At 70.5% G+C, this 24857-nt stretch carries 22 protein-coding genes and 1 other RNA gene; 13 read left to right on the forward strand and 10 right to left on the reverse strand.

Translation table 11 applies throughout. From position 1 onward, the window contains the following. The first annotated feature begins 57 nt into the window (after nucleotides 1-57). The 4 genes from HEB94_RS22835 (at nucleotide 58) to ssrA (ending at nucleotide 4329) form a co-directional block, all read left to right on the forward strand. Nucleotides 58-1053: an ABC transporter permease gene (locus HEB94_RS22835; protein ID WP_192751786.1), complete on the forward strand. Its 996-nt coding sequence runs from the start codon at nucleotides 58-60 to the stop codon at nucleotides 1051-1053. Next, complete coding sequence (locus tag HEB94_RS22840) at nucleotides 1050-1976, forward strand: ABC transporter permease (RefSeq protein ID WP_192751787.1); 927 nt, start codon at nucleotides 1050-1052, stop codon at nucleotides 1974-1976. The genes HEB94_RS22835 and HEB94_RS22840 overlap by 4 nt, the downstream gene beginning before the upstream one ends. Nucleotides 1977-1979: 3 nt before the next feature. Next, nucleotides 1980-3809 carry an ABC transporter ATP-binding protein gene (locus tag HEB94_RS22845; protein WP_192751788.1) on the forward strand — a complete coding sequence of 610 codons (1830 nt, stop codon included), beginning with the start codon at nucleotides 1980-1982 and terminating at the stop codon, nucleotides 3807-3809. 149 nt (nucleotides 3810-3958) lie between these two features. Beyond that, nucleotides 3959-4329: a transfer-messenger RNA gene (gene ssrA / locus HEB94_RS22850) on the forward strand. 314 nt (nucleotides 4330-4643) lie between these two features. Here ssrA and HEB94_RS22855 read toward each other — a convergent pair. The 5 genes from HEB94_RS22855 to HEB94_RS22875 all read right to left on the reverse strand — a co-directional run bounded on the left by HEB94_RS22855 (nucleotide 4644) and on the right by HEB94_RS22875 (nucleotide 8119). Next, the gene (locus tag HEB94_RS22855; protein ID WP_192751789.1) at nucleotides 4644-4958 is read right to left on the reverse strand and encodes a hypothetical protein; all 315 of its coding nucleotides are present in this window, start codon (nucleotides 4956-4958) and stop codon (nucleotides 4644-4646) included. A 289-nt stretch (nucleotides 4959-5247) separates the two neighbouring features. After that, nucleotides 5248-6114: an ABC transporter permease gene (locus HEB94_RS22860; RefSeq protein ID WP_337917925.1), complete on the reverse strand. Its 867-nt coding sequence runs from the start codon at nucleotides 6112-6114 to the stop codon at nucleotides 5248-5250. A 193-nt stretch (nucleotides 6115-6307) separates the two neighbouring features. Then, nucleotides 6308-6901 carry a TetR/AcrR family transcriptional regulator gene (locus HEB94_RS22865; RefSeq protein ID WP_192751791.1) on the reverse strand — a complete coding sequence of 198 codons (594 nt, stop codon included), beginning with the start codon at nucleotides 6899-6901 and terminating at the stop codon, nucleotides 6308-6310. 109 nt (nucleotides 6902-7010) lie between these two features. After that, complete coding sequence (locus HEB94_RS22870) at nucleotides 7011-7529, reverse strand: flavodoxin domain-containing protein (protein ID WP_192751792.1); 519 nt, start codon at nucleotides 7527-7529, stop codon at nucleotides 7011-7013. Nucleotides 7530-7582: 53 nt separating this feature from the next. Continuing rightward, a complete protein-coding gene (locus tag HEB94_RS22875) occupies nucleotides 7583-8119 on the reverse strand; it encodes a flavodoxin domain-containing protein (protein ID WP_192751793.1) in 537 nt (178 codons plus the stop codon). Between the two features lie 252 nt (nucleotides 8120-8371). On the opposite strand from HEB94_RS22875, the gene HEB94_RS22880 reads away from it, so the two are divergent. Then, on the forward strand, nucleotides 8372-9274 hold the full coding sequence (locus HEB94_RS22880) for an HdeD family acid-resistance protein (RefSeq protein WP_192751794.1): 903 nt from the start codon (nucleotides 8372-8374) through the stop codon (nucleotides 9272-9274). A gap of 66 nt (nucleotides 9275-9340) precedes the next feature. Here HEB94_RS22880 and HEB94_RS22885 read toward each other — a convergent pair whose 3' ends face one another. Then, nucleotides 9341-9973, reverse strand: coding sequence for an HdeD family acid-resistance protein (locus tag HEB94_RS22885; RefSeq protein WP_192751795.1), 633 nt, complete (start codon nucleotides 9971-9973; stop codon nucleotides 9341-9343). Between the two features lie 355 nt (nucleotides 9974-10328). Between HEB94_RS22885 and HEB94_RS22890 the strand changes: the two genes are divergently transcribed. Beyond that, nucleotides 10329-11582: an esterase-like activity of phytase family protein gene (locus tag HEB94_RS22890; protein WP_192751796.1), complete on the forward strand. Its 1254-nt coding sequence runs from the start codon at nucleotides 10329-10331 to the stop codon at nucleotides 11580-11582. A 140-nt stretch (nucleotides 11583-11722) separates the two neighbouring features. Here HEB94_RS22890 and HEB94_RS22895 read toward each other — a convergent pair whose 3' ends face one another. Beyond that, the gene (locus tag HEB94_RS22895; RefSeq protein ID WP_192751797.1) at nucleotides 11723-13495 is read right to left on the reverse strand and encodes a sulfatase; all 1773 of its coding nucleotides are present in this window, start codon (nucleotides 13493-13495) and stop codon (nucleotides 11723-11725) included. A 293-nt stretch (nucleotides 13496-13788) separates the two neighbouring features. On the opposite strand from HEB94_RS22895, the gene HEB94_RS22900 reads away from it, so the two are divergent. Both HEB94_RS22900 and HEB94_RS22905 read left to right on the forward strand, forming a co-directional pair. Continuing rightward, the gene (locus HEB94_RS22900; protein WP_192751798.1) at nucleotides 13789-15531 is read left to right on the forward strand and encodes a pyruvate dehydrogenase; all 1743 of its coding nucleotides are present in this window, start codon (nucleotides 13789-13791) and stop codon (nucleotides 15529-15531) included. A 59-nt stretch (nucleotides 15532-15590) separates the two neighbouring features. Continuing rightward, nucleotides 15591-16556, forward strand: a complete 966-nt coding sequence (locus tag HEB94_RS22905; RefSeq protein ID WP_192751799.1) for an LLM class F420-dependent oxidoreductase — start codon at nucleotides 15591-15593, stop codon at nucleotides 16554-16556. Nucleotides 16557-16566: 10 nt separating this feature from the next. Here the strand turns inward: HEB94_RS22905 and HEB94_RS22910 are convergent, their stop codons facing one another. From HEB94_RS22910 to HEB94_RS22920, 3 genes are all read right to left on the reverse strand, one after another. Continuing rightward, nucleotides 16567-17394 carry an NAD-dependent epimerase/dehydratase family protein gene (locus HEB94_RS22910; protein ID WP_192751800.1) on the reverse strand — a complete coding sequence of 276 codons (828 nt, stop codon included), beginning with the start codon at nucleotides 17392-17394 and terminating at the stop codon, nucleotides 16567-16569. A gap of 168 nt (nucleotides 17395-17562) precedes the next feature. Next, nucleotides 17563-18354, reverse strand: coding sequence for an SDR family NAD(P)-dependent oxidoreductase (locus HEB94_RS22915; protein WP_192751801.1), 792 nt, complete (start codon nucleotides 18352-18354; stop codon nucleotides 17563-17565). Nucleotides 18355-18479: 125 nt separating this feature from the next. Then, nucleotides 18480-19181 (reverse strand): class I SAM-dependent methyltransferase, encoded by a 702-nt coding sequence (locus HEB94_RS22920; RefSeq protein ID WP_192751802.1) that lies wholly within the window; start codon nucleotides 19179-19181, stop codon nucleotides 18480-18482. 246 nt (nucleotides 19182-19427) lie between these two features. Between HEB94_RS22920 and HEB94_RS22925 the strand changes: the two genes are divergently transcribed. The 5 genes from HEB94_RS22925 to HEB94_RS22945 all read left to right on the forward strand — a co-directional run bounded on the left by HEB94_RS22925 (nucleotide 19428) and on the right by HEB94_RS22945 (nucleotide 24829). After that, nucleotides 19428-20729, forward strand: a complete 1302-nt coding sequence (locus HEB94_RS22925) for a sensor histidine kinase (protein ID WP_192751803.1) — start codon at nucleotides 19428-19430, stop codon at nucleotides 20727-20729. Continuing rightward, nucleotides 20726-21409 (forward strand): response regulator, encoded by a 684-nt coding sequence (locus HEB94_RS22930; RefSeq protein WP_192751804.1) that lies wholly within the window; start codon nucleotides 20726-20728, stop codon nucleotides 21407-21409. The genes HEB94_RS22925 and HEB94_RS22930 overlap by 4 nt, the downstream gene beginning before the upstream one ends. A gap of 209 nt (nucleotides 21410-21618) precedes the next feature. Further along, nucleotides 21619-22695, forward strand: coding sequence for an alpha/beta hydrolase (locus HEB94_RS22935; protein ID WP_192751805.1), 1077 nt, complete (start codon nucleotides 21619-21621; stop codon nucleotides 22693-22695). 113 nt (nucleotides 22696-22808) lie between these two features. Continuing rightward, nucleotides 22809-23408, forward strand: a complete 600-nt coding sequence (locus HEB94_RS22940) for a DUF1707 and DUF4870 domain-containing protein (RefSeq protein WP_192751806.1) — start codon at nucleotides 22809-22811, stop codon at nucleotides 23406-23408. A gap of 146 nt (nucleotides 23409-23554) precedes the next feature. Continuing rightward, a complete protein-coding gene (locus HEB94_RS22945) occupies nucleotides 23555-24829 on the forward strand; it encodes an MFS transporter (RefSeq protein WP_192751807.1) in 1275 nt (424 codons plus the stop codon). Nucleotides 24830-24857: the final 28 nt, after the last annotated feature.

The raw sequence follows: 24857 nt of genomic DNA on the forward strand, positions 1-24857 counted from the left end.
GGCACCGCCGGCGCGATCCCTGCTCCGCCCAGCGCAACGCCTAGGGAGCGCCAGACCATGCGCTACTTCGTCAGTCGGGTGATGTTCTTCGTCCTCACCCTGTGGGCCGCGGTCACCCTGAACTTCATCATCCCGAGGTTGCAGCCCGGTGACCCCGCACAGAGTATGGTGGCCCGGCTCGCCGGTCAGAACGAAGCCATCGACCCCGCCACGATCCGAGCCGTCCGACTCATGCTCGGGCTGCCGAACGGGAGCGTCTTCTCGCAGTACGGCGACTACCTGGTGGCCGTGCTGCACGGCGACTTCGGGGTGTCCTACACCTACTTCCCCTACACCGTCACGCACATGATCGGGCAGGCCCTGCCGTGGACGATCGTCCTGGTCGGTGTCACCCACGTGCTCGGCTTCGTCATCGGCACCCTGCTCGGCGCGGCGGCCGCCTGGAAGCGCAACGGTCCGTTCGACACCGTGGTCAGCCTCGGTTCGACGTTCCTCGGCACGCTGCCGTTCTTCTGGATCGCCCTGATCCTCATCTACCTGCTCGCGTTCACCCTGCGCTGGTTTCCCGAGTCGGGCGGCTACAGCGGGGAGATCGAACCGTCGCTGTCCCTTGCATTCCTCGGCGACGCGGCCTACCACAGTGCCCTGCCGGCCCTGTCGTTGCTGATCACGGCGCCGATCGGCTGGATCTTGGGGATGCGCAACAACATGGTCCACACCCTCGGGGAGGACTACACCCGCCTTGCCGAGGCGAAGGGGCTGCCGACGAGGAGAGTCGCGCTTGCCTACAGCGCCCGGGTCGCGATCCTGCCGAACGTCACGGGCTTCGCGATGGGACTCGGCACGATCCTGGGCGGAACGGTGCTGGTCGAGATGATCTTCGGCTATCCCGGCATGGGCAAGCTGATGTTCGACGCCATCGCCAACCGCGACTACCCGTTGATGCAGACGATCTTCCTGTTCACCACCATCGGCGTCCTGCTCGCCAACCTGGCTGCCGACATCCTCTACGGCGTACTGGATCCCCGGGTCCGAAGGGAGACACAGGCATGAGCGCCCCCCTCGGCCAGGTACAGAAGCCGACCGAGACCGCGACGGAGATGGAGTCGGAGGTCGCGACCGCGCGGCGCTCGCGGCTGCCGAACTGGTTCGCCATCCTGTGGGCCAACCGGAAGAGCCGGCTCGGACTGGTGCTGCTCGCGGTGTTCGTCCTCGTCGCGGTGTTCGCTCCGCTGATCGCGCCGCACGACCCGAAGTCCACCGGCTTCGAGCAGTCCCTGCCGCCCAGCGCCGACCACCTGATGGGGACGACGGCGTCGGGCCAGGACATCTGGTCGCAGTTGGTCCACGGCGCGCGTACGTCGCTCATCGTCGGTGTCGTCGCCGGCCTGCTGGTCACCCTGATCGCTCTGCTGGTGGGACTGGTCGCGGGGTACATGCAAGGCTGGGTTGACGAGGTGCTGTCGTTCCTCATCAACCTCGCGCTGGTCGTGCCGGTGCTGCCGCTGATGATCACGCTCGCGGCGTACTCACCGGTGCGTGGTCTCGGCCTGATCATCCTCGTGATCAGCATCACCGGGTGGGCATGGGGCGCGCGGGTCAAGCGGGCCCAGATCCTCACCCTGCGGGCCCGCGACTACATCACCGCCGCGAGGTTCGCCGGCGAGAGCACGATCCGGATCGTCTTCGCCGAGATCATGCCGAACATGATGTCGCTGGTCGTCGCGGGATTCCTGGGCGCGGCGGGTGGCGCGATCGGCGCTGAGGCGGGCCTTGAGTTCCTCGGTCTCGGCGACCCGACGACCATCAGCTGGGGCACGATGCTCTACTGGGCCAACAACAACGGCGCCATGCTCACCGGCCAGTGGCTGTGGCTGGGTGCGCCGGGGCTCGCCATCGCGCTGCTGCTGACCTCGCTGACCCTGATCAACTTCGGCGTCGACGCCCTGAGCAACCCGCACCTGCGGGAGAGGTGAGCCATGCCAGACCAACCCCTCGTGGACGTACGGGACCTGCGCGTGTCCTACGGCGCCACCCAGGCGGTGCGGGATGTGTCGTTCCAGCTCAACCATGGCGAGTTCGTCGGCCTGCTGGGGGAGTCCGGCAGTGGCAAGACGACGCTGGGCAACGCGCTGCTGCGCCTGCTGCCCCCGCCGGGCCGGATCGCCGGCGGCACGGTGCGCTTCGACGGCCGGGACATCACGACCGCGGGCCGGGAGGAGTTGCGCGGGCTGCGGTGGCGGGAGATGTCGACCGTCTTTCAGAGCAGCATGAACTCCCTCAACCCGGTACTGAGCATCCAGACGCAGTTCCGGGACGTGATCGAGCACCACACCTCCCTGCGTGGTGCGGCGGTTCGCGGCCGCGTCGCCGAACTCCTCGAGATGGTCATGATCGACCCGTCGTACATGCGGTTCTATCCGCACGAGCTGTCCGGTGGTATGAAGCAGCGGGTCGCGCTGGCCCTGGCGCTCGCGCTGCGGCCGCGCTTCGTCCTGCTCGACGAGCCGACCACCGGTCTGGACGTCATCGTGCAGCGCTCGATCCTGGACAACGTTCGCGCCCTGCAACGCGAGCAGGGCTTCGCGGTCCTGCTGATCAGTCACGACCTCGGCACCGTGATGGAGGTCTCGGACCGGGTGATGGTGATGTACGCCGGCCGCATCGTCGAGGACCAGCGTTCGGCCACCATGCTCGCCGAGCCGCTCCATCCCTACACCCGCGGACTGCTGGGCGCCTACGCCGATCCGCGCGCCGAGACCGTGGAGATCGCCTACATCCCCGGCCGTCCGCCGGACCTGTCCCCGCCGGGGCAGGGGTGCCTGTTCGCGGCCCGGTGTCCGGAGGTGATCGACGTCTGCCGGGTGGAGGACCCCGCCCTGGTGCCCGTCGGTCCGGGCGAGACGGCCTGCCATGTCGCGCGCGCGGCCCACGCCGACGGTGGTACGCGTGTTCGCTCCGCGCGTACCGGTGAGGTGTTCACCACCTCGACGGGGAGGGAACGGCCGACCGGATCGGGTGCGGACGTCCTCACCGTCGACGGCGTCCACCGGACCTACCGCACCCGCCGCGGGCTGCGGGTCGCGGAGGTGCGGGCGGTCCGGGACGTCTCGTTCACCCTGCGGGCCGGTACGGTCACCGCGCTGGTGGGGCAGAGCGGCAGCGGGAAGACCACCCTCGCCCGGATGGTGACCGGCGTCGAGCGACCTGACCAGGGCGCGGTGACCTTCGGCGACCTGCGAGTGGACCGGCTGCGTGGCCGCGGGCTGCGGTCCTACCGTCGCCATGTCCAGCTCGTCTTCCAGGACCCGTTCGCGGCTCTCAACCCCGCCCGGACGATCGGCTACACGCTCGGCCGCCCGTTGGTCAACTACCAGGGCGTCTCCCGCGGCGAGCTCCGTTCGCGGGTGGAGGGGCTGCTGGAGAGCGTCGGGTTGTCGCCGGCGGCGGCGTTCGTCGAGAAGTTCCCCCACCAGCTGTCCGGTGGCCAGCAGCAGCGGGTCGTGGTGGCGCGCGCGCTCGCGCCCGAGCCGGAGATCATCGTGGCCGACGAACCGATCTCGATGCTGGACGTCTCGATCCGCGCGGAGATCCTGGAGCTGCTCGACGGGCTCGTGCGCGACCGGGGGATCGCCATGCTCTACGTCACCCACGACCTGTTGAGCGCGCGGGTGCTGGCCGACGAGGTGCTGGTCCTGCACCGCGGCGAGCTCGTCGAGAGAGGGCCGACGGTGCAGGTCATCCGCGCGGCGCGGGACGACTACACGAGACGGTTGCTGGACGCCGTTCCCAACCCCTTCGGCCGCTGACCGAGCCTGGCACGGCCCAGGACAAGGCGGGCATATGGGGCAGTCCGGGGCATGCCCGGGAATGCGGATGACTGACACGGGCGTTGGGCAGTACAGTGGTCAAGCCGGACGGGGAAGCCCGCCTGGGCGACTGTTTGACAACTCAACATGGGGGTGATCGGTTTCGACTTCGGATGATCGCTTCAGGAGAAGCGGGCCGAGGACCCAGGGTTGTCTCGTTAACGATCCCTGGAAACCAATAAGTGCCGATTCCAAGCGCACTAACTTCGCTCTCGCCGCCTGAGGCGAGCTGACGAAGGGTCAGTCCGGGAGTGCCTTCGGCCCGGGTTCTGATCTCATCTAGAGGGCTTACCCGCACGGAGCGGCCACAGGGCCGTGCGGGAAAATCAACTGTGGCTGGGCCTGTCGGCGACTTGCCTGTATGAGCGCCGGGGCCGAGTAGAACGTCAAACAGGCTGCGCCCGGAGAAGCCCTGAAACATCGACGAAGGACGCGGGTTCGATTCCCGCCACCTCCACCAACAGCAAAGCCCCTGGTCAGAGCCATCCGACCAGGGGCTTTCGCCTTGATGCGACCACTTTGTGGACGGTCAGTCGCACGTCGCTCAGGTCGAACAGAGAGCGTCGAGGAGCCGCCGAGCTCATCGGTGCAGCACCTTCGCAGCCTCCGCCGAGGCGACGACGCGCCCCATGCGTCTGTCTTGGTGCGACGCGGGAGGACAGGTCCCTGCCCAGCGAGCCGGATCGCCGCTGGGAGTTCGCTGGCACGAACCGGCGGGCCATGACCGTACTGAGATGACGTCTGGGGCGAGGCGCCCGAGCAGATCGTGTGCTCCTAGAAGTCGATCACTGGCCCATGCTCGGGACGCGGGATGAGAACCCATACGACCGTGACGACCTGAAGCGCAGCCGACGCCACGAGCAGCGGCCAGAGTTGGTTTCCCAGGACGAGTAGCACGACTGAGAGGACGAAGGCGAGCCCAGACGTGACAGCGCTCGCCATCCGGGCGAAATCCCCAATCGGCGAGGAGAAGACGCTCCTGAACGGCAGGACGATGTTCCAGACCGCCGTGACCAGGCTCCCGGCGAGAAGGAGGACAGTCACCCAGAAAGTCACAGTGTCGATGTCGATGGTCACGTTGACAGACACGTTGAGCCTCCACCTTGCGCCTGGTGCACGATCGGGACTACGGCTGCCATTCGGTTGCTCAGCCAAGATACGCGTCTTCGCCCTGATGGGTTCTCAACCTGCGTCGGCCGTCGTCCAGCCGCATCTACGGGCCATCAGTCCAGGGCCGAACAGGGCACTCCAGGTCACTTATGGACGTCGCCTCACGCGTGGGGCTTACGCGGCCGCAGATGTACGTTGCCAAGCTGGCGGTCCGGTGGGCGGCGCTGCTCTCAGTTGCACTGGTCAGGGCGAGCCGTTGTGCTCGAAGTCAGCCGCGGCCGTACTTCACCTCGCCCGCCCAGAAGTACCAGAAGCCTAGACAAAACGCCACGACGGCCCAGCCGATGGCGAGGTACCACGCGTACGACGGCGCGGTGTGGCTGTCCATGAGTCCGTCCCGGACAAGCTCGATGTAGACCGCCGCCGGGTTGGCCATCATGACGTCCCGGAGCGGGCCCGGGGAGGTCCGTTCGGGGATGGAGTAGAGGACACCGGACAGGTACAGCCAGGTGCGGGTGACGAACGGCAGGAGCTGGCTGACGTCGGGTATCTTCGCGCCGACGCGCGCGAGCACCAGGGCAAGCCCGGTGTTGAAGAGTGCTTGCAGCAGGACGGCCGGGACGACCAGCAGCCACATCCCGGTGAGTGGTTCACCAGTGATGAGGACGATCCCGCACAGCACCACCATCGAGACGAGTAGCTGCTGCAACTCCACGATCGTCAGAGAGAGCGGGAGCGCTGCCCTCGGGAAGTGCAGCGCCCGGATCAGGCCCAGGTTGCCTGAGATCGCGCGTGCGCCCACCGCCACCGAGCGTTGAGTGAAGGCGAACACGAAGACGCCGGTGACCAGGAAGGCCTCGAAGTTCTCGATGTTTCCCCGCGTCTGGAACAGGACTCCGAAGATGAAGTAGTAGACGGCCGCGTTCATCAATGGCGTCAGGACCTGCCACACCTGGCCCAGCCGGGCGCCGGAGTACTGCGTGGCAGCGCGGGAGGTGGCGAAGGCTGCGATGAAGTGCCGCCGCTGCCAGAGCGCCTTGACGTAAGTATCGAACGATGGACGAGCAGAACTCGGCACCAGCCCGTACCGTGCGGCCAGCTGCGCGGCGGGGACAGCGCTGGCAGTGGTACTCACCGCGCGTGCCCACGAGATCCCGGAGTCATTGGCAGGAGAGTACGGCATGAGCCGTGCACACAGAGGCTGATTCGCCCCCGGTGATCAACGTGAAGCGGCCGGCCAGAGACGACTCTGGCCGGCCGCTTCGTCGTCTCCGGATGCGGGTTGCTCCGCCGCCAAAGCATGCGGTCGCGGGCTAGGACGCGACCGCCTAGCCGGCGGCGCGGTCACGCAGGAGGGCGGCGGCGCTCTCCTCGGCGAGGTCCTCGGCGTAGCGTGGAATCCGCTTACCCGAGCGGTAGTAGCGGCGTACGACGGAGTAGGGCACGTCGACGACGGCGATGCGGACCAACTCCTGGTCGGCCGCACTGGCGCAGCCCATGTTGGCCGCGAGGTCGCGAATCGCCCGGGCGACGCTGCGGTTGCCGCGCCTCAGGTGCTCGCGTGCCTGCGCCGGCCACTCGGACTCTTCGAAGTCGGCGGCGTTGTAGAGCAGGATCGCGGCGTCGTGCGGGTTGGCTCGGCACCAGGCGACCACGTGCCGGGCGGCCGCGCGCGCGATGTCGAGTGGCGGCTCGTCGCCGAAGGTGTGCAGGAAGCCCGCGTGGAACCGGTCGAGCGCGCGCAGCCACAACGCCGCGAGCAACGCCGGACGGCTCGGGAAACGGTGGTAGACGGATCCGCTCGGTGCGCCTGCCGCCCGGGCGACAGCAGACATCGTGACACTGCGCGGCCCGGCGTCGATGACGAGGCGAGCGGCCGTGTCGAGCAGACTGTCGATGTCGTGTTGGGGTGGCCGACCCATGGCCGGTGAGTGTATAGCCCCGGGAGCCGCCGCGGCGCCCACTCGACCAAGGTGCCCGCGCGGGGTTCCGCCGGCTTTAGAGGGTTTCCTCTATTTGGCGGTGCTCGAGCTAGTCACTCGCGAGTTCGCGGGCGATGTCGTCGGCCCAGGCGTCGAGCTCCTTGCCGTCCCGGAAGTCGCCGTAGCGCCCCCGGACCACCCGGAAGGCCAGCCGCTGGGTGCGGGACAGGTGCCCGGCCTGGATCACGCCGGCGAAGACGCGGTGCTCCCGGGGACGGAGTATGCCGGAGAAGCCGCCGAGGATCTTCGTGCCCTGGCGCTCCATCAGCCCGGCCAGCCGAAACCCCTGGTCGGCGGCCGCGGGGCCGAGGCCAACGCTGAACAACCACACCGGGCGGCGGGTCAGCGCGTCGACGTGGCGGCGTACGAACCGCACCGCGTCCGGCGACCAGGCACCGCCGTAGATACCGCTGCCGAGGACGACGGCGTCGTAGCCACCCGGATCGGGGGCGTCGGCGATCGCGTGGACCTCGACCAGGTTGCCGTATTCGTCCAGGCTGGCCGCGATCCGGTCCGCGATGGCGCGGGTGGATCCGTGCCTGCTGGCATACCCCATCAGTACGACCATGTGCGGGAACCCCCCGTGGAGCCGGCCGGCGGTGACATCGATGCGGTTGACCCTCAGGACGGTGGTTGCCGCCCGGACGGGCTGGACGCGTCTCCGAAGCCGAGTTCGGCCGCGACCTCGTGCGCCCAGTTGTCGATCTCCTGCTCCTCACGGTCGCCGGTGTGGCCCCGGTGCCGCGTACGGCGGACGAGGCCGAGCAGACCTTCCGGGTCCGCACGGAGCCGCCCACCGAACCGTTTGAGGTCCCGAGCGTGTACCCGGCCGGCGGGGACGTCCGCGGCCCCGCCCGGTTCGTCGTCGTGGTTGCCCGCCGGTCGCCCGGCCGGACCGCTGCTGAGCAGCCACACCGGTCGGTCCGCCAGTTGGGGGCCGAAGCGTTCGGCGAAGCTCCGTGCGTCGTGCGCCCACCGACCGCCGTGCATCGCACCACCGAGGACGAACGCGTCGTACCCCGCGACGGAGTGCACGGCCTTCGCGGGCGCCACCTTGACCTCGAGACCCTCGGAGATCAGGTCGGCGCCGATCCGCTCCGCGATGCCGGCGGTACCTCTGTTCCTCGTCGCGTAGGCCACGAGCACGCGCGTCGTCACCGCGTACCTCCCTGTCGGATGGCCCCCTGGTCGGGTGGCCTCCCTTTCGGCACCCTCCGAACCATGGGAGCGCGGCCATCCGTCCGCTGGGCAGGGGCAGAGGTCCCATCGGAACGGAAGGGTGGGACGAATGTCGGCTCTGGGCGGACCGGAACGAACAGATCATCCCTGCCGGGTGGTGCTGGGGCGAACGGGGCTGGACAGCCTGAAGTGTGCAGCGCCATGTCAGTCCCGGCGAGGGGAGCGAGTGTGATGCCGTCTGATCCGCACGCGGCCAGTTCGGGCCCGAACGGCCCGATCGGCGGGTCGGCACAACCGCCCACGTCACCGCAGCCGACACCGCCGCCGCCGATGCCGCCCATGCTGCCCGTCCCGCCGCCGACCCAGCCACCCGGCCAGCACCCGCCCAGCCAACCGCCCAGCCAACCGCCGACCGAGGAGCACCTGCCCACCCAGCAACCGCCGACCGAGCAGCACCCGCCCAGCCAGCCGCCGACCGAGCGGCCCGGTTCGGAGGCGAGTGGGGCGTCCGCACGACGTCGCGCGGCGGCACGAGCCGCCGCCCGAGGCAGTCGGACCGAGATCAGGCGGAGCCGCGGCGCGGCGACCGTGCTACTGGCCCTCGGCGACAGCTGGGGCGCGTTGCTCGGCTTCGGGTGCGCGAGCCTGCTCCTGGGTACGGCACTGCTGGCCTGGCCGGGCGGCGCGACGATCAAGGTGCTCGGCGTCCTCGCCGGTGCCCAGATCCTGCTGGCGGGGTTCTTCTCGCTGCTGCAGGCGATGGTCGCACCCGACGTCGACGGCGGCCGACGGATCCTGGTGGCCCTGCTCGGCGTGCTCGCGTTGGTGATGGGCGTGCTCCTGGTACGCCAGATCGCCTCGACGGTGTGGACGGTCGGCCTGATGCTCGGCCTGTTCCTCCTCGTCGGGGGCGTGCTCGTGGCGCTCTCGGCGTTCGTGGGACGGGTGCGACCTGGCCGCGGCCCGGCACTGCTGTGCGGGTTGCTCGCCCTCGTCACCGGCATCGTCGTCCTTTCCTACCCGGGTGTGTCGCTCGGCGTGCTGGCCGCCATCCTCGGCGGCTACCTCGTCGCGTACGGCGGGCTGACGATCTGGATGGCGTTCGAGGTCGACCGCGCACGCTCAGCCGACTGAGGGACCACGTACGACACCGAGCGCGTGACCCGGCTCCGGGTCACGCGCCCGGTGTCATCGAGCAGGTCAGGTGTTCGCGGGCCGCCGCCCGTCGTGGTTCGCGTCGAGCATCTCCGGGAGTTTGCGCACTCCGAACGCCGCGAAGATCTCGGTGACGCCGTAGAGCACCATCCCGAACCCAATCAGGTTGACGAGCAGTAGGAGCTCACGGCCGGGCGAGCCGATCGCCCAGACGCCGAGGACGATCTCCAGGGCGCCGATGAGGAGCGGGATCCACCACATTCGCAGCTTGGGTCCCATGAGGCTCGCGATGATGCTGAAGACCCCGCTGATGGCGAGGTACCACGCCACGAACATGGCGATGACCATCAGCGTGGGCCCTGGCCACAGGATCGCCACGATTCCCGCCGCGATCCCGAGCACGCCCGCGGCCACCCACAGCGACGGCCAGCGCTCGACGCGCGTCGCGTGGAAGATCTGCGAGATCCCGCCGAGGATGAACGCGATCCCGGCCAGCAGGGCGAGGGAGGCGACCGCAGCCGGGCGCAGGCTCAGCACCAACATGCCGTACAGCACCCACAGGATGCCGGCCGCGAGGTAGAGACCCCACATCCTGCTGAGCGCGGTCGCCTCTGCGGCTGGACCCTCCGCACGGGCGCCCCGGGTTCCTTCCGCTCGGACGGCTTCGCCGGTTCGCATGTTCTCGGGCGTGGTCTGTTCCGGGACGCGTGCCCCCGGGGCTACGGGGGCGCCCCGCTGCGGGCTCTCTGGCTTTTCGGTGGACATCTGCACCCCTCCGGTCCGTGCCCGGCGGTGCCCGTGAAGGCGGCCGCTGTCCGGGCGGTTCCGTTTCTGGGTACGCCGAGGCAGGCGTGCCCAACCCCGACACGATGCAGGTTGGGTCGGGCAGATGGAGTCACCCGGACGGGGTGAACCCGTTACCGGAGGCGTGGCGGCCGGTAGACGTCGGGCAGGCGTCGTGGGCGTGTCGGGCAGACGTCGACTCCGGCGTCTGGATGGTCGGGTTGGAGCGTTTCCGGTTGGATGAATGCCCATGGGAACCCCCACCTCACTCCTCCTGCGCGGCGCCGCGCTGGCCACCGCACTGGTGGCCGGCTCGGGTGTCCTCGCGTCCGCGGCCGGCGCCGTGCCGGCACCTGTTCACGACGCCGCGTCCGCGGCCCGGGCCGCCGCCGGCCCGGATCGTGGTCGTCCGGACCGGCCCGAGGGTCCGGCCCGGCCCTCGGACCCGACTTCGGCCGAGCAGGTGCGCGTGCTGGGCGAGCAGGTCATCCCGAAGGGGCTGTCGTTCGCCGGCGCGCCCGTCGGTGAGCTGTCCGGCATCGACTACGACCAGCGTGGCAACCAGTGGTACCTCCTCTCCGACGACTCCGAGGAGGGCCCGGCCCGCTACTACACCGCCCGTTTCTACGTCACCCAGTCCGGCGTGACCCCTGTTCAGTTCACCAGCGCCCAGGACATCCTGCGCAGCGACGGATCGACGTTCCCGCCGCTCGCCACGAACGACCCCGAGGTCGCGGACCCGGAGGCGATCCGGCTCGACCCGAGCGACCGGACGCTGTACTGGTCCAGCGAGGGCAAGCGCGAGGTGCCGGCCGACGGTTCGGCCCCCGCGTTGGTCGACCCCTGGGTGCGCCAGATGACGACCACCGGGCGGAACCTCCGCGAGTTCACCCAGCCGTCGATCTTCACGATGAGCGCGGCCGAGCAGGGCCCGCGCCGCAACGCCGTCTTCGAGGGCCTGACCCTGACGACCGACGGCAAGGAGATCGTGACGTCGATGGAGGGTTCTCTCTACCAGGACGGTCCGCTGCCGACGCCGACCTCGCCGGCGGTCAACCGGCTGACGTGGTACGACAAGGCGTCCGGCCAGCCGGTCCGGCAGGTGGCCTACCCGCTCGACCCGATCCCGGTGGCGCCGATCCCGCCGACCGCCGCCGCCGACAACGGCATCAGCGAGATCCTCGCGGTCGACAAGGACCACTACCTCGTCCTGGAGCGGTCCTTCGCGACCGGCGTGGGCAACAGCATCCGGCTCTACGAGATCGACCTGCGCGGTGCCAACAACATCCTGCGCGACCCGAGCCTGGCCGACGGCGCCTACCGTCCGGTGACGAAGCGGCTCGTGGCCGACTTTGCCGACCTCGGCCTCTCCCACATCGACAACGTGGAGGGGATGAGCTGGGGACCGCAGTTGCGCGCGGGTGAGCGCAGCCTGGTGTTCGTCTCCGACGACAACCTGAGCTCGAGCCAGGTGACGCAGGTCATCGCGCTCGGCCTGCGCTGAGCAGGCGCCGACCAGCACCTCGGCGAACCTCGCCGGGCGTCGAGCAGAAGCTCACCCGGCATGCCCGAAGCGGGCGGCCGGCCACGTGCCGGCCGCCCGCTTCGGCGTTCTCACCCGTTCCGCGCCCGTCGTCGCCTCCCTCAGGTGGCCGCGAGGGCCGTGGCGAGCGAGCGGAGACGTACGCCGTCCAGCACCGCGGGCGCCACGGCGGCCAGTTCGAGCAGCGACAGGTGTCCGAACGTCGCCACCCGGGGATTGTCGAGCAGCCCGGGCACGGCCGACTGGATGGCATCGACGGCGGTGGGTTCGGCCAGCAGTTCCGACACCGGTGTGCGCAGGGTGAACCTGCCGGCCGGCTGCTCGTCGGGGTCGGGCAGCGTCGCGGTCGCGGCGCGCGCCTGCTCCTGCTGCCGGCGGAGCAAAAGGTGTTCGGGGCCGACCGGACCCTGCGCGGGCAGGCCGAGCCGGGTGAACTGTTCCGGCGGGGTGTCGCTGGCCCGCATGGACGCGACCATCGCCTCGGCGAGCCGAGTCTCGACCGCGTCGTCGAGGAGCGGGTGCTCCTGACCCGGATCGGTCGCCAGGTCGAACAGTAGTGAGCCGTGGGCGAAGGTGTTGGCCGACGGTTCGGCCGGCACCCGCAGCACCGGCACGCCCTTGGCGAAGTCGAAGGGCGGTGCGAGGGTCGCGTCGAGGAGATGTTCGGGGGCGAACCGGCTCCGCATCCGGGTGGGCATCAGCGTGTACTCGAACAGGGGCTGGTTGGAGGCCTCGGCGCAGGCGCGCATGTAAACGTAGCGGCCGTCGGTCACGTTGACGTGGCCGCCGAAGCTGCCGAACAGCCCGGCCTCCCGGACCGGGGTGTCGTCGACGACGGTCTGGTGCAGGGGGACGCCCTGCATGTCCGGCGGCCGGGGGACCTGGAAGTACTCCAGCAGCGTCGGGGCGAGGTCGATCGTCTGTACCAGGCTGGTACGGCGTTCGCCCGCGGCGTCGGGCACGCGTGGATCCCAGACGAACAGCGGGTTGTGGATGAGCTCGTCGTACCACGGCTGGATGTTCTTGCCCCACCACCCGTGCTCCCCGAGCAGGAACCCGTGGTCGGTGGCGACGATCAGCATAGTGTCGCGCCACAGGTCGTGCGCGTCCATCGCGTCGAGGACCCGGCCGAGGGAGTGGTCGCACATGCTGAGCAGGGAGGCGTACTCGTACTTCACGTGCTCGACGACCTCGGGCCGCTCGGTCACCCGCTTGTAGTCGGGCCAGTCGTGGTGCGGCCCGTCGTAGGAGTGCGGATAGAGGTCCTTGTACTGCTTGTAGGTGAAGAACGGCTCGTGCGGGTCGAACGTCTCGAGGTGCAGGAACCAGTTGTCCTGCGCGTGGTTGGTGGTGATGAACTCCAGGCCGGCGTCGAAGGTCCGGGTCTGCGGGTGGTCCTCCTCGTGCCGCAGGTGGTCCCGGTTGACCCAGTCCTGGCGCCAGTTGGCGCCTCGGGAGAGCTTCACCGCCTCGGGGATCAGCGGGTCGGCCACCTGCCCCTTCCAGGCGTCGCCCTCCTGACCGCGGAAGAACTCCCAGGTGTCGTAGCGGCCGTGGTAGGTGGCCCCACCGTCCTCCCAGTAGTGCTGGTGGTCGCTCGTGAGGTGGGTGTAGACGCCGTTGCCGCGAAGGAGCTCGGGCATCGAGTCGTCGAACGGCTCGAGCGGCCCCCAGCTGCGGTGCAGGAAGTTGTGGCGGCCGGTGTGCAGCTCGCGGCGCGCGGGGATGCACGGCATGCTGCCGCCGTAGCAGCGGTCGAAGGTCGTGGTGCGACGAGCCAGCCGGGCGAAGTTCGGTGCGTGCACCCAGTCGTTGCCGTACGGCGGGAGGAAGCGCCGGTTCAGGGTGTCGAACAGGACCAGGATCGCCTTCATGGACAGACCTCTCGGGGGCTCGCTCGGGCGCGGGGTCCGGCGTACGCGGTGGGCGTGCCGCCGGGCGGTTTCGATCCTTCCTACCAGTCGGGGACTCCCACGCATTCACGGTGATTTCGACCGGGACCGGCGCGGTGCCGGCGCGGCGGAACGCGCCGACTCCTCCCGCAGGTGCCGTTGCCCCCCGGAGGAGGGGAAGGCGGGGGCCGAAGTCCCCTGGGGTGATCCGGGCGCGGCCGTCATCGTGGGAGCTGCTGGGAGCCCCCCGCTGACCGTGGCCAGGAGGGGGCACTGTGGCGAAACGCACGGTCGCCGACCAGCTGGTCGAGATCCTGCTCGCCGGTGGTGCCCAGCGGGTGTACGGCGTCGTGGGCGACAGCCTCAACCCTGTCGTCGACGCCGTCCGGCGACACGACGGACTCGACTGGGTGAGTGTCCGCCACGAGGAGGCCGGCGCGTTCGCCGCGGGCGCGGACGCCCAGCTGACCGGACGGCTCGGTGTCTGCGCGGGCAGCTGCGGCCCGGGGAACCTGCACCTGATCAACGGCCTGTACGACGCCCACCGCAGCATGGCGCCGGTGGTGGCCGTCGCGTCGCACATCCCGAGCACCGAGATCGGGACGGGGTACTTCCAGGAGACCCATCCCACGGCGATCTTCCAGGAGTGCAGCCACTTCTGTGAGCTCGTGTGCCGGCGCGAACAGCTGGCGAGGGTCGCCCAGATCGCGATCCAGCAGGCGATCGGACGTAACGGCGTCTCCGTGATCGTCCTGCCCGGCGACGTCGCGGAGGAGGAGGCCACCGGCGAGGAACTGGAGCACACCTACCGCCTGGACCAGCGCCCCACCTCCCAGCCCGCCGACACGGTCGTCGGCGAGTTCGCCGACCGGCTGGACGCGGCGACCCGGGTCACGTTGTTCTGCGGCAAGGGCGTGGCCGGGGCGCACGACGAGGTGCTCGCCCTGGCCGAGCGGGTCAAGGCGCCGGTCGGGCACGCGCTCGGCGGCAAGGACTGGATCCAGTACGACAACCCCTACGACGTCGGCATGTCCGGGCTGCTCGGCTACGGCGCGTGTTACGAGGCGATGCACAGCTGCGAGTTGCTCGTCCTGCTCGGCACCGACTTCCCGTACGTGCAGTTCATGCCCACCACGCCGCGTGTCGTACAGGTCGACACCCGGCGGGAACGCCTCGGCAGCAGGTCCCGGCTCGACCTCGGTGTCTGGGGCGATGTCAAGGAGACCTTGCACGCGCTGCTGCCGCGGGTCGCCGACAATCCTGACCGGTCCTTCCTGGACCGGATGCTGCGCCGTCACCGCGAGCTCGTCGCCCAGATGCGCGCCTACACCGACGACACCCGCGCTCGCCGTCCAGTACGGCCGGAGTTCGTGGCCGCCACCCTCGACGACCTCGCGGCCAGGGACGCGATCTTCACCGTCGACACCGGTATGTGCAACGTGTGGGCCGCGCGGCTGGTGCACGCGACCGCCGGACGCCGCATCCTCGGTTCGTACGCGCACGGCTCGATGGCGAACGCGCTGCCGCACGCGATCGGGGCGCAGTGCGCCGAACCGGACCGCCAGGTGATCGCGATGTGTGGGGACGGTGGGTTCTCCATGCTGATGGGCGACATCCTCACCCTGGTCCAGCACGAGCTGCCGGTGAAGCTCGTCATCTTCAACAACGGGTCGCTCGGCATGGTGGCCCTGGAGATGATGGTCGAGGGTTATCTCCCGTACCAGACGGCGTTGAAGAATCCCGACTTCGCGGCGGTCGCCCGCGCCGCCGGGATGACCGGCATCCGGATCGAGGATCCCGCCGACGTACGCGAGGGTCTGCGGGAGGCGCTCGCGACCCCCGGGCCCGTCCTGGTCGACGCGCTCACCGACCCGAACGCGCTGTCCATGCCGCCCCGGATCACCAGCGAGCAGACCAGGGGCTTCGCCCTGGCGGCCACCAAGCTGGTGCTCGCGGGAGACGCGGAGGAGTTGCTCAACCTGGCGCGAAGCAACCTGCGGAACCTGCCGCGTCCGTGACGGCGTCCGCGGGCCCCTGTCCCCGAAGGAGAAGCGGCCCTACTGACCGAGGAGATGTGATGGTGAAGTTCGGGTACTCGATGTTATGCGAGCAGGCGGGTCCGACCCAGCTCGTGCACGACGTCCGGCTGGCCGAGGACGCCGGCTTCGACTTCGCGGTGATCAGCGACCACTACTTCCCCTGGCTGGACGCGCAGGGCCACTCGCCGAACGCCTGGTCGGTGCTGGGCGCGGCCGCACAGGCCACCAACCGGATCCCGCTGATGACCTACGTCACCTGCCCGACCCGGCGTTACCATCCGGCGGTCGTCGCGCAGATGGCCGCCACCGTCGCCCTGCTGAGCGAGGGCAGGTTCACCCTCGGCCTCGGCGCGGGGGAGAACCTCAACGAGCACGTCGTGGGTGGAGGGTGGCCGCCCGTCGACGTACGCCACGAGATGCTGGTCGAGGCGGTCGAGATCATCCGCGAGCTCTGGGAGGGCGGCTACGTCCGCTACGACGGCGCCCACTTCGAGGTGGAGGCGGGCAGGCTGTGGGACCTGCCGCCGACGCCGCCGCCGATCGGCATCGCGGTGTCCGGCGCGCGTTCCGCGCGGATCGCCGGTGAGTTCGCCGACGCCCTCATCGCGATCGAGCCGCGCGCCGAGCTGGGCCGGATGTTCGACGAGCACGGTGGCGCGGGCAAGCCGCGGGTCGGCCAGGTGGCCGTGTGCTACGACACCGACACCGACGAGGCGCAACGCCGTGCCCACGAACAGTTCCGCTGGTTCACGGGTGGATGGAAGGTCAACTCCGAGCTGCCCGGACCCACGGCGTTCGAGCAGGCGTCCCGCTTCGTCCGTCAGGAGGACGTGGCGCGCCAGATCCCCTGCGGCCCGGACCTGGAGACCCACGTCGAGGCGGTCCGGACGTTCGTGGACGCGGGCTACACCCACGTCGCCCTGGTGCAGGTGGGTGGCGGCAACCAGAACGAGTTCGTGGCGTGGGCGGACAAGGAGTTCCTGCCCGCGCTTCGCGCGCTGTGACGGGCGAGACCTACGGGTCGCGCCGGCTGGGGACGGCCTGGTCGGTGCGGTCGAGGGGAGTCCACCCCAGCACCTCGCGGGCCCGGGTGAGGGTGACGAGGCGCTCGCCGCCGTCACCACTGATCGCGAACGCCTCGAATCCGTGGCCGCGCCGGGAGAGGGCGGCGAGCAGGGCGCTGGCCACGTCGCGCGCGGAGGTGCAGATGGCGCGGACCCGGGGATGGTCGGTGCGAGGGAAGTCGGCGTCGGCGACCGGGTGGCACAGCCGAAGGGCGACGACGCTCATCCCCCATGCCTCGGCGGCGTTTCGGCAGACCTCCTCACCGAGCCGCTTGGCGAGGCCGTAGAAGTCGGTGGCGTCTGGTGGTACGGACTCGTCCGGGTAGCGCGTGCGTGACCCGGACGCCTCGATGGGCGCACCGTCGTGGAGGACCACGGCGTGGGTTCCGGACGCGGCCTCCGGATCGTCGGGCACCCCGGCGGGCGGTTCGCCGTAGACCGACATGCTGCTGGTGTAGACGGCGTGGGTGATACCGGCGTCGTGCGCGGCGCGCAGCGCGGTGTGCAGCCCCGGCACCGCGACCTCGAGGTGGGTCCTGGCGTTGTCGGGGGTTCCCCACCCGGCCATCGGCCCCATCGCCATGAAGAGGACCGCGTCCATGCCCTCGACCGCGCGCGCCACCAGGGCGACGTCGCGAAGGTCACCCGGGACGTAGTCGACGGCCACGTCGTCGCGTGGCGGCTTGAGGTCGAAGACGCGCAGGTCGTGGTGCTCGGCGAGATAGGGGAGCACCAGCCCGCCCACCAGGCCGGAACCGCCGATGACCAGGAGCCGCATGGCGTACCTCCTCGGATGGGCACCGCGGCGCCTGCGAGCCGACCGCCGTGCGGGGACCGACCAGAACCCGGCCAGAATCCTGCGGAAACCAACCAGAACCGCATCATGCAGGTTTTCGGCGCGGTGCGCGACCGCCCGGACCGGCGGTGGACAGGCTTGCCGAAGCGTTCAGGGAATGATGGTGCTGACCAGGCCGCCGTCCACCCGCAGTGCCCCACCGGTCGTGCCGGCGGCGTTCTCGGAGGCGAGGTAGGTGATCATGTTCGCCACCTCCGCGGGGCGCAGCAGCCGGCGGATGAGTGAGGTCGGCCGATGCTCGGCGATGAAGACCCGCTCGGCCGCCTCGAAGGGCATGTCCCGGCCGACCTGGTCCTGGATGAACTCGCGGACTCCCTCGGTCAGCGTCGGTCCGGGCAGGACGCAGTTGACGGTGACGCCGGTGCCGGCCACGGTCTGCGCCAGGCCGCGTGACACCGACAGTTGGGCCGTCTTGGTGACCCCGTAGTGGACCATCTCGGTCGGGATCTGCAGCGCCGAGTCGCTGCTCACGAACAGCACCCGGCCCCACCCGCGGTCGACCATCCGCGGCGTGTAGTGCCGGGCCAGCCGGATGGCGGAGAGGAGGTTGACCTCGAAGATGCGTTGCCACTCCTCGTCCGGGATGTCGAAGAAGCCCATGCCGCTGAAGATCCCGGCGTTGTTGACCAGGATGTCGACGTCCGGGACGTCGGCGATGATGCGGGCCGCTCCTTCGGCGTTCCCGAGATCGGCGGCGACTCCGCCGACGTCGGCGCCGGTGGCCTCCCGGATCCTTCGTACGGCACCGGAGACGCGTTCGTCGCCGCGTCCGTGGACGAGCACCGTGGCACCGGCCCGCGCGAGGGACTCCGCGGCCGCGTAGCCGATTCCGGAGGTCGAGCCCGTCACCAGCGCGGTGCGGCCACCCAGATCGATCTGCATTCGAACTCACCTGCCCATCGGCGGGGACGTTTCTCGTCTGCAGCGAACCAAGTTCTCGACCCTACCCGGTGACCGCACCGGGGCCGGGGCGGTGACCGGGGCCGTGACCGGGGCGGTGACCGGGCTCACGCGGAGGTGAAGAACACCATCGGGTTGTCCCGCCCGGTGTGGATCGGTTCGGCGAGGCCCCAGTTCGTCCTGCGCCGCTCCAGCTCTCGACAGACCGTGGGTGACTTCGCGGCGGCGGTCGTGAACGAGGAGTGGCCGCGCGCGCCGAGCCACTCCAGCAGGACCCTTCCCTCGGAGAACGGCAGCGGGTTCGCGCGGTGGTGGACGTCGTGCACGCTCACCGGTGTGCCAGGCGCGAGCGTCGGCAGCACCGTACGGACGTACCAGCGGGCGAACCGCGAGGTGTGCGCGGCGTCGACGAACAGGTAGTCGATGGCGTCCGGAAACTCCCGAAGCCGGATACGCACGTCGCCGTGGGTGAAGCGCCACCGGTCCACGGACAGCTCCGGCGGCACCCGGCGGGTGGCGGCGTCGACCCGGTCGAAGGAGTGCAGCGTCCCCCTTCCGTTGTCGCGGAGCGCCCGCAGGATCCAGCTGGTCGACCACCCGTGCAGGCAGCCGATCTCGACCACGTTGCGTGGTCGGGCCGCGCGCAGCAGGAGATAGGTGATCTCGGCCTCGAGATCGTCGAGCTGGGCCTTGCCGCCCGCCTGCCGATGGTCGACGTAGAGCTCCCGCTGCTCCTTGCGCACCACGCGCAGGTCGTCGAGGTGGTCCTCGTACAGCTCGGACACCAACGCGAACGTGATCTCCCGCATGTCCCCTCCAGTGAGTTCGCGGCCGGCACCTGTCCGGCCGCCGGTGGGGGAGGCGGATCCGCCGCGGCCCCCGAACCTGGAGGGGAAGGTAGGCCGGGGACGGGTGGGCGGGCGTCGTGCGACGGGGCCAGCTTCGTCGCCGTACCGCGGGGGCAGGAACGATCGTCCATAGCACCGCACCGCGATCCGGGACGTAGCACCGTGGTGTGATTCGCACGGCCGGGACAGAACCTAGGCTGACCCCCGATGACGGACGAGGCGCGCGGCGACGACTCCGGTGGCCTTCGCGCCACCGGATGGCTCCGCGTCGCCCTCCTGGTGGGCGCCGTCGCGTTGACGGCCATCCTGGCGTCCAGCGGCGCGGTGTTCACCAGCACCAACTACCGCGTCGTGGGTTATACGGCCGGATTCGGGACACTCTTCGCGTTCTGGCAGGCCGCGCCGGTCGTCATCGCGATCTTCCGCCCGCTGCTCGCCTGGTGTGTCCTGGTGCCGTCGTTCGTGGTGTCGCTGGTGGTCCGGCCGATCGATCCCTCCGAGCCGTGGCCGCTGCTCCCGACGGCGTTGATCGCCTATCTCGTCGTCCAGCTCGCGGTGTCGTTGCGCCGCTCGCTCCTGGTCGCCGTACCCGCGTGGCTGCTCGCCAGTGCTGCCCTCGTCACCCTCGCGGTGAGACACCAGCCACGCGTGGCCCCCGGCCCCGACATCACTCTCTTCGTCCTGCTGTCGGCGCTGATGCTGGTGGCCGGCACGTCGATACGGCTGGTCTCCCAGGCGCGGAACCGGCTCGCGGAGGAGGAACACCTCACCGCCGAGGAACGCCACCGCCGCCGGCTCCTGGAGGAGCGGGCCCGGATCGCCCGCGAGATGCACGACATCGTCGCCCACCACATGTCGATGATCGTCGTGCAGGCGTCGACCGCGGAGTACCGCCTGGAGGGCCTCAACGCCGCCGCGAAGGAGGAGTTCACCTCGATCAGCGAGACGGCGCGGGAGTCGCTCACCGAGATGCGCCGCCTGCTGAAGGTCCTGCGGGAGGAGGGCACCGATCCCCAACGCGTGCCGCAGCCCGGCCTGGAGCGCATCCCTTCGCTGGTGGAGTCGACCGAGCGGGCCGGTACGCCGGTGCGGCTCCACCTGGGGCAGGTGCCGGACCGGATACCCGAGCTGATCGGGCTGACGGCGTACCGCGTCGTGCAGGAGTCGTTGAGCAACGTGGTCCGGCACGCGTCGGGCGCGCCGACGGAGGTGACGGTGAGCGCCGAGGACGCCCGGCTCACCGTCCGGATCGTCAACGACGCGCCGAAAGGCAAGCCCGCACCGGTCGAGTCGACGGGCGCCGGACACGGCCTCGTCGGCATGCGGGAACGCGTCCGCCTCGCCGCCGGCGAACTCGTCGCCGGTCCGCGCCCCGAGGGTGGCTTCGGTGTCTGGGCGAGCCTGCCGCTCGCGCCCGCGTCGGCGGGACAGTCGGACGGACCGTCGGCGGGACAGACGAACGGACGGTCGGTGGGACAGTTGGACGGACGGTCGAAGGGACACGCATGACAATCCGGGTACTGGTCGTCGACGACCAGGCAATGGTCCGCGCCGGCTTCGCCGCGTTGCTCGCCGCCCAGCCCGACATCGAGGTCGTGGGTGACGCCGACAACGGCCTGGCGGGTGTGGAGACGTCCCGACGGCTGCACCCGGACGTCGTCCTGATGGACGTCCGGATGCCCGAGTTGGACGGCCTGGAGGCGGCCCGCCAGCTGCTCAACCCACCACGCGGCGTGGAGCACCGACCGCGCGTGCTGATGCTCACGACCTTCGACATCGACGACTACGTGTACGAAGCGCTCCGCGCCGGCGCGAGTGGCTTCCTGCTCAAGGACGCACCACCCGCCGACCTGATCGCGGCGGTCCGCGTGGTCGCGGCCGGTGACGCCCTGCTGGCGCCGTCGGTGACGCGGCGGCTGATCGAGGAGTTCGCCCGGACCCGGCCCGCGGTCAGGGCCCGCTCGCCCCGACTGAACGCCCTGACCGCGCGCGAGGTCGAGGTGCTCACCCTGATCGCCCGCGGCCTGGCGAACGCCGAGATCGCGCAGGATCTGGTCGTCGCCGAACAGACCGTGAAGACCCACATCGGTCGAATCTTCACCAAGCTCGACCTGCGGGACCGCGCACAGGCGGTGATCTTCGCCTACGAGACCGGCCTGGTCACGGTGGGCGCCGAGCCCGCCTCCTGACCCCTCCGAAGGCGGGGAGACGTTCGGGTCGGGCCGGCCGCACTGGCCCCCGGTTCGGCGCACTTTGCCTACGCTGGGTGACTTGGAGCAGGTCTCTCCCGCCCCAGCCTTCCTTGGATGAACGTCGGGCCATCCAGACGTTCCCTCCGGTCCCGGTGCGGGTAGAACTCCCCGGCTGGCAACGAGGTAGGAGGAAGGACGGAGACCGGATGGTTCGTGCCAGGCAGGTCATGGTCGCGACGTTCGGGGCCCTGACGACGCTGAGCGGACCGCGGGCCCGCCTCGAGTCGCCGGGTGCCGCCTGGGGCCGGATCGGGCCCCCAGGGGTCGCCGCCTGGCAGGCCGCGCGTTCCACCGGGCGCCTCCTTCCCGATCCGCTGACGACCGCACCAGCCTCCGTCGCGGCGTTCTTCGCCGGCCTGCCGCGCCGTGAGCGGGTCGACCTGGCCCGGGCGTTTCCCGCTCTCGTGGGAAACCTGGACGGCGTACCACCGACCCTGCGCTTCGCCGCGAACCGGTACGAGGTGGTGGTCTCGAAGGTCGCGGCGGGAGTGAACCTGCGTGGCCGCCGGATCCTCGCCCTCGACCCGCGCGACCGCGGCCTGGCCGTCGAGGTGTTCGGCGACCTCCGGACGGCCACGAGGGTCGCGGTGATCGTCCCGGGAGCGGGCGCGGATCTCCACCACCTGGACGGCGAGGGTGGCGTCGCGACCGCCGGCCGGGCGCTGCTCGCCGAGGCGGAACGCCAGCGCCCCGGTTCCCGGCTGGCGGTGATCGCCTGGGCCGGGTACACCACGCCGACCGCGCCCGTGCCCTCCGGAGCACAGGGCGGCCTGGCGCGGCACGGTGCCGCCCGTCTGCAGCGGTTCCTCTCCGGGCTCACGGCGTACACGTCCGCACCGATCGGGCTCCTGTGCCACAGCTACGGATCGGTCGTGTGCGGTCTCAGTCGGCTGCCCAGACAGGTGAGCGACATCGCGGTGTTCGGAAGTCCGGGCGTCCGGGCCGAGAGCGCACACGCGCTGTCCTCGACCGCACGGGTCTGGGCCGGGCTCGCGGCCGGCGATCCCGTCCGGTGGCTGCCGACCATGCGGTTCGGCGACTACGGACACGGGCGCAACCCCGTCGAACCCGCCTTCGGCGCGCGCGTCTTCGCGACCCACGGCGCCCGTGGACACAGTGGCTACTTCGCCACCGACACCGACTCACTGCGCAACCTGGCCCGAATCGCGCTGGGCCACTGCGAGGCCGTCACCGTCGCGCCCGCGCCACCCTTCCGGACCTAGCGATCCGCAGGACACGCCCAGGGCACACGTCCGGGACGGTACGGGTCCGGCCGGGGAAACGGTCAGGGTCTTACCTGATGAGGATGCCGTGCCCGGCGAGTCATCATCTCCGCATGAGCCCAGTCACTGGCACTTCTCCGCAGGGCGCCCCTTCGTCGGGTGCCGTTCGAGTCTCCGACGCCGAACGCGATCGGGCCGTCGAGATGTTGCAACTGGCGTACACCGAAGGCCGCATCGACCACCACGAACTCGACCAGCGGATCGAGGCCGCGCTCGGCGCCCTCGACCGCGCCGACCTCGCCCAGGCGCTGCGCGGCCTGCCGCTGCCCGCCATGTCGAGCGAGCGGGTCGCGCCCTCGACCGCGGTCGCACCCAACGCAGGGACGCTCACCAGTTCGGAGCGGAGCTGGGCCATGGTCGCGCACTGGTCCGGGATCGCCACCCTCTTCGTCGGACCCGCGGTCATCGCGGCGACGAAGGGGAAGGAGTCGGCGTACGTCCGGACGCAGGCGTACGAGGCGATCAACTTCCAGCTCAGCTTCCTCGGCGTGATCATCGCGCTCGGCATCCTGACCGGGATCACCTTCGGTGTCACCGGGATGCTGTTCGGCCCGCTGACCCTGGTCTGGTTGCTGTTGTCGGGGCTCGGCGGTCTGTCGGCGGCCGGCGGCAACCGCTTCCGCTACCCCTGGTCGTTCCGGCTGCTCGGCTAGGACACGACCCGGTCCCTGGGGCCCGGCGTCGGGACGAAGCTGGGTCCGCCCGTGCACCTCGCGGCACGTGCCGCTCGGGCGGCCGCGGGTGGCCGTGATGCGGACAGGACGCCACGCCGATCACCCGACCGGCTAGGGTCGCGGTGATGCGCGCTTCCTCGCCGTCCCGCGAGATACGGCGGGCCCGCCTCGCGGTGGCCGTCACATTCCTCGTCCATGCGGCCATCTTCGCCACCTGGGCTCCTCGGATCCCCTCGATCAAGCAGGCCCTCGATCTCGACACGGGTTCCCTCGGCATCGCCCTCGGTGGCATGTCCGTCGGCCTGCTGATCGGCACCCGGCTGACCGGCCGGATGGAGAAGCGAGGTCGTACCGGGCTGGCCATGCGGATCATCGTTCCGCTGCAGGCGGTCGCGCTGCTCGGCCCGGCGTTCGCGACCAACCTGCTGACCCTGACCATCGCGCTCGCCGTCCTCGGCCTTCTCGGCGGCATGCTCGACGTCGCGATGAACGCGCACGCGGTCGCCGTCGAGCGTCTGTACGGCAGACCGATCATGTCCGGCTTCCACGGTCTGTGGAGCCTGGGTTCTATGGTGGGCTCGGCCGTGGCCGCCCTGGTCGCCCGGATGAGTGTCGACGTGCACGTGCACTTCGCGGTGGCCGGCTTCGTCTGCGCCGCCGCGAGCGCGCCGGTGCTCGCCTGGCTGCTCCGGCCCGAACGCGAGTCCGCCATCACCGGCCACCACGTGGAGACTCCGCACAGCGCGCGCCCGCCCGTCGGGCTGGCCATCGTGGTGGTGATGGCCGTGATGGGGTTCGGCTCGTTCCTGGGGGAGGGAGCGATCGCCGACTGGAGCGCGGTCTTCCTGAACGAGGACCGTGGTGCCTCCGTCGGCTTCGCGGCCCTCGGGTTGTCCGTCTTCTCCGGTGCCATGACGGCCTCCAGGCTGATCGCGGACCGCGTCGGAGCCCGGCTCGGTCCGGTCCTCGTCGCCCGTGCCGGCGCGGCGCTCGGCGTCCTCGGCTACCTCGTCTTCCTGCTGGTCCCGTCGCCCGGTCTGGCCCTGGTGGGCTTCGCCATCGCGGGGTTCGGGATCGGGCCCGCCGTACCCGTCGTCTTCAGCGCAGCCGGCAACACCCGCACGGCCAACCGGGCGTCGGTTCTCGGGCCGGTCGTGTCGGCCGGCTATCTCGGCTCCGTGCTGGGACCGGTCGTGATCGGGGCCGTCGGCCACCAGGTCGGGCTCACCTGGGCTCTCGCCATTCCACTCGGATTCGTCGTGCTCATCTTCTTCACCGCCGGGCTGCTCGGCAGCGCGGCCGGTGGGGAGATCGAGGCGAACGTCACCGCCGGCGTCGGAGCGTCGGCCGGTTCCGCACCCAACGCCGGCGGGGGTCCCTCGTCGCGGTCGGAGCCGTAGAACGCTCGACCGGCCGAGGGCGGCGGCG

Origin of the sequence: Actinopolymorpha pittospori (assembly GCF_014873875.1) — a bacterium.
Taxonomy (GTDB): Bacteria; Actinomycetota; Actinomycetes; order Propionibacteriales; family Actinopolymorphaceae; genus Actinopolymorpha; species Actinopolymorpha pittospori.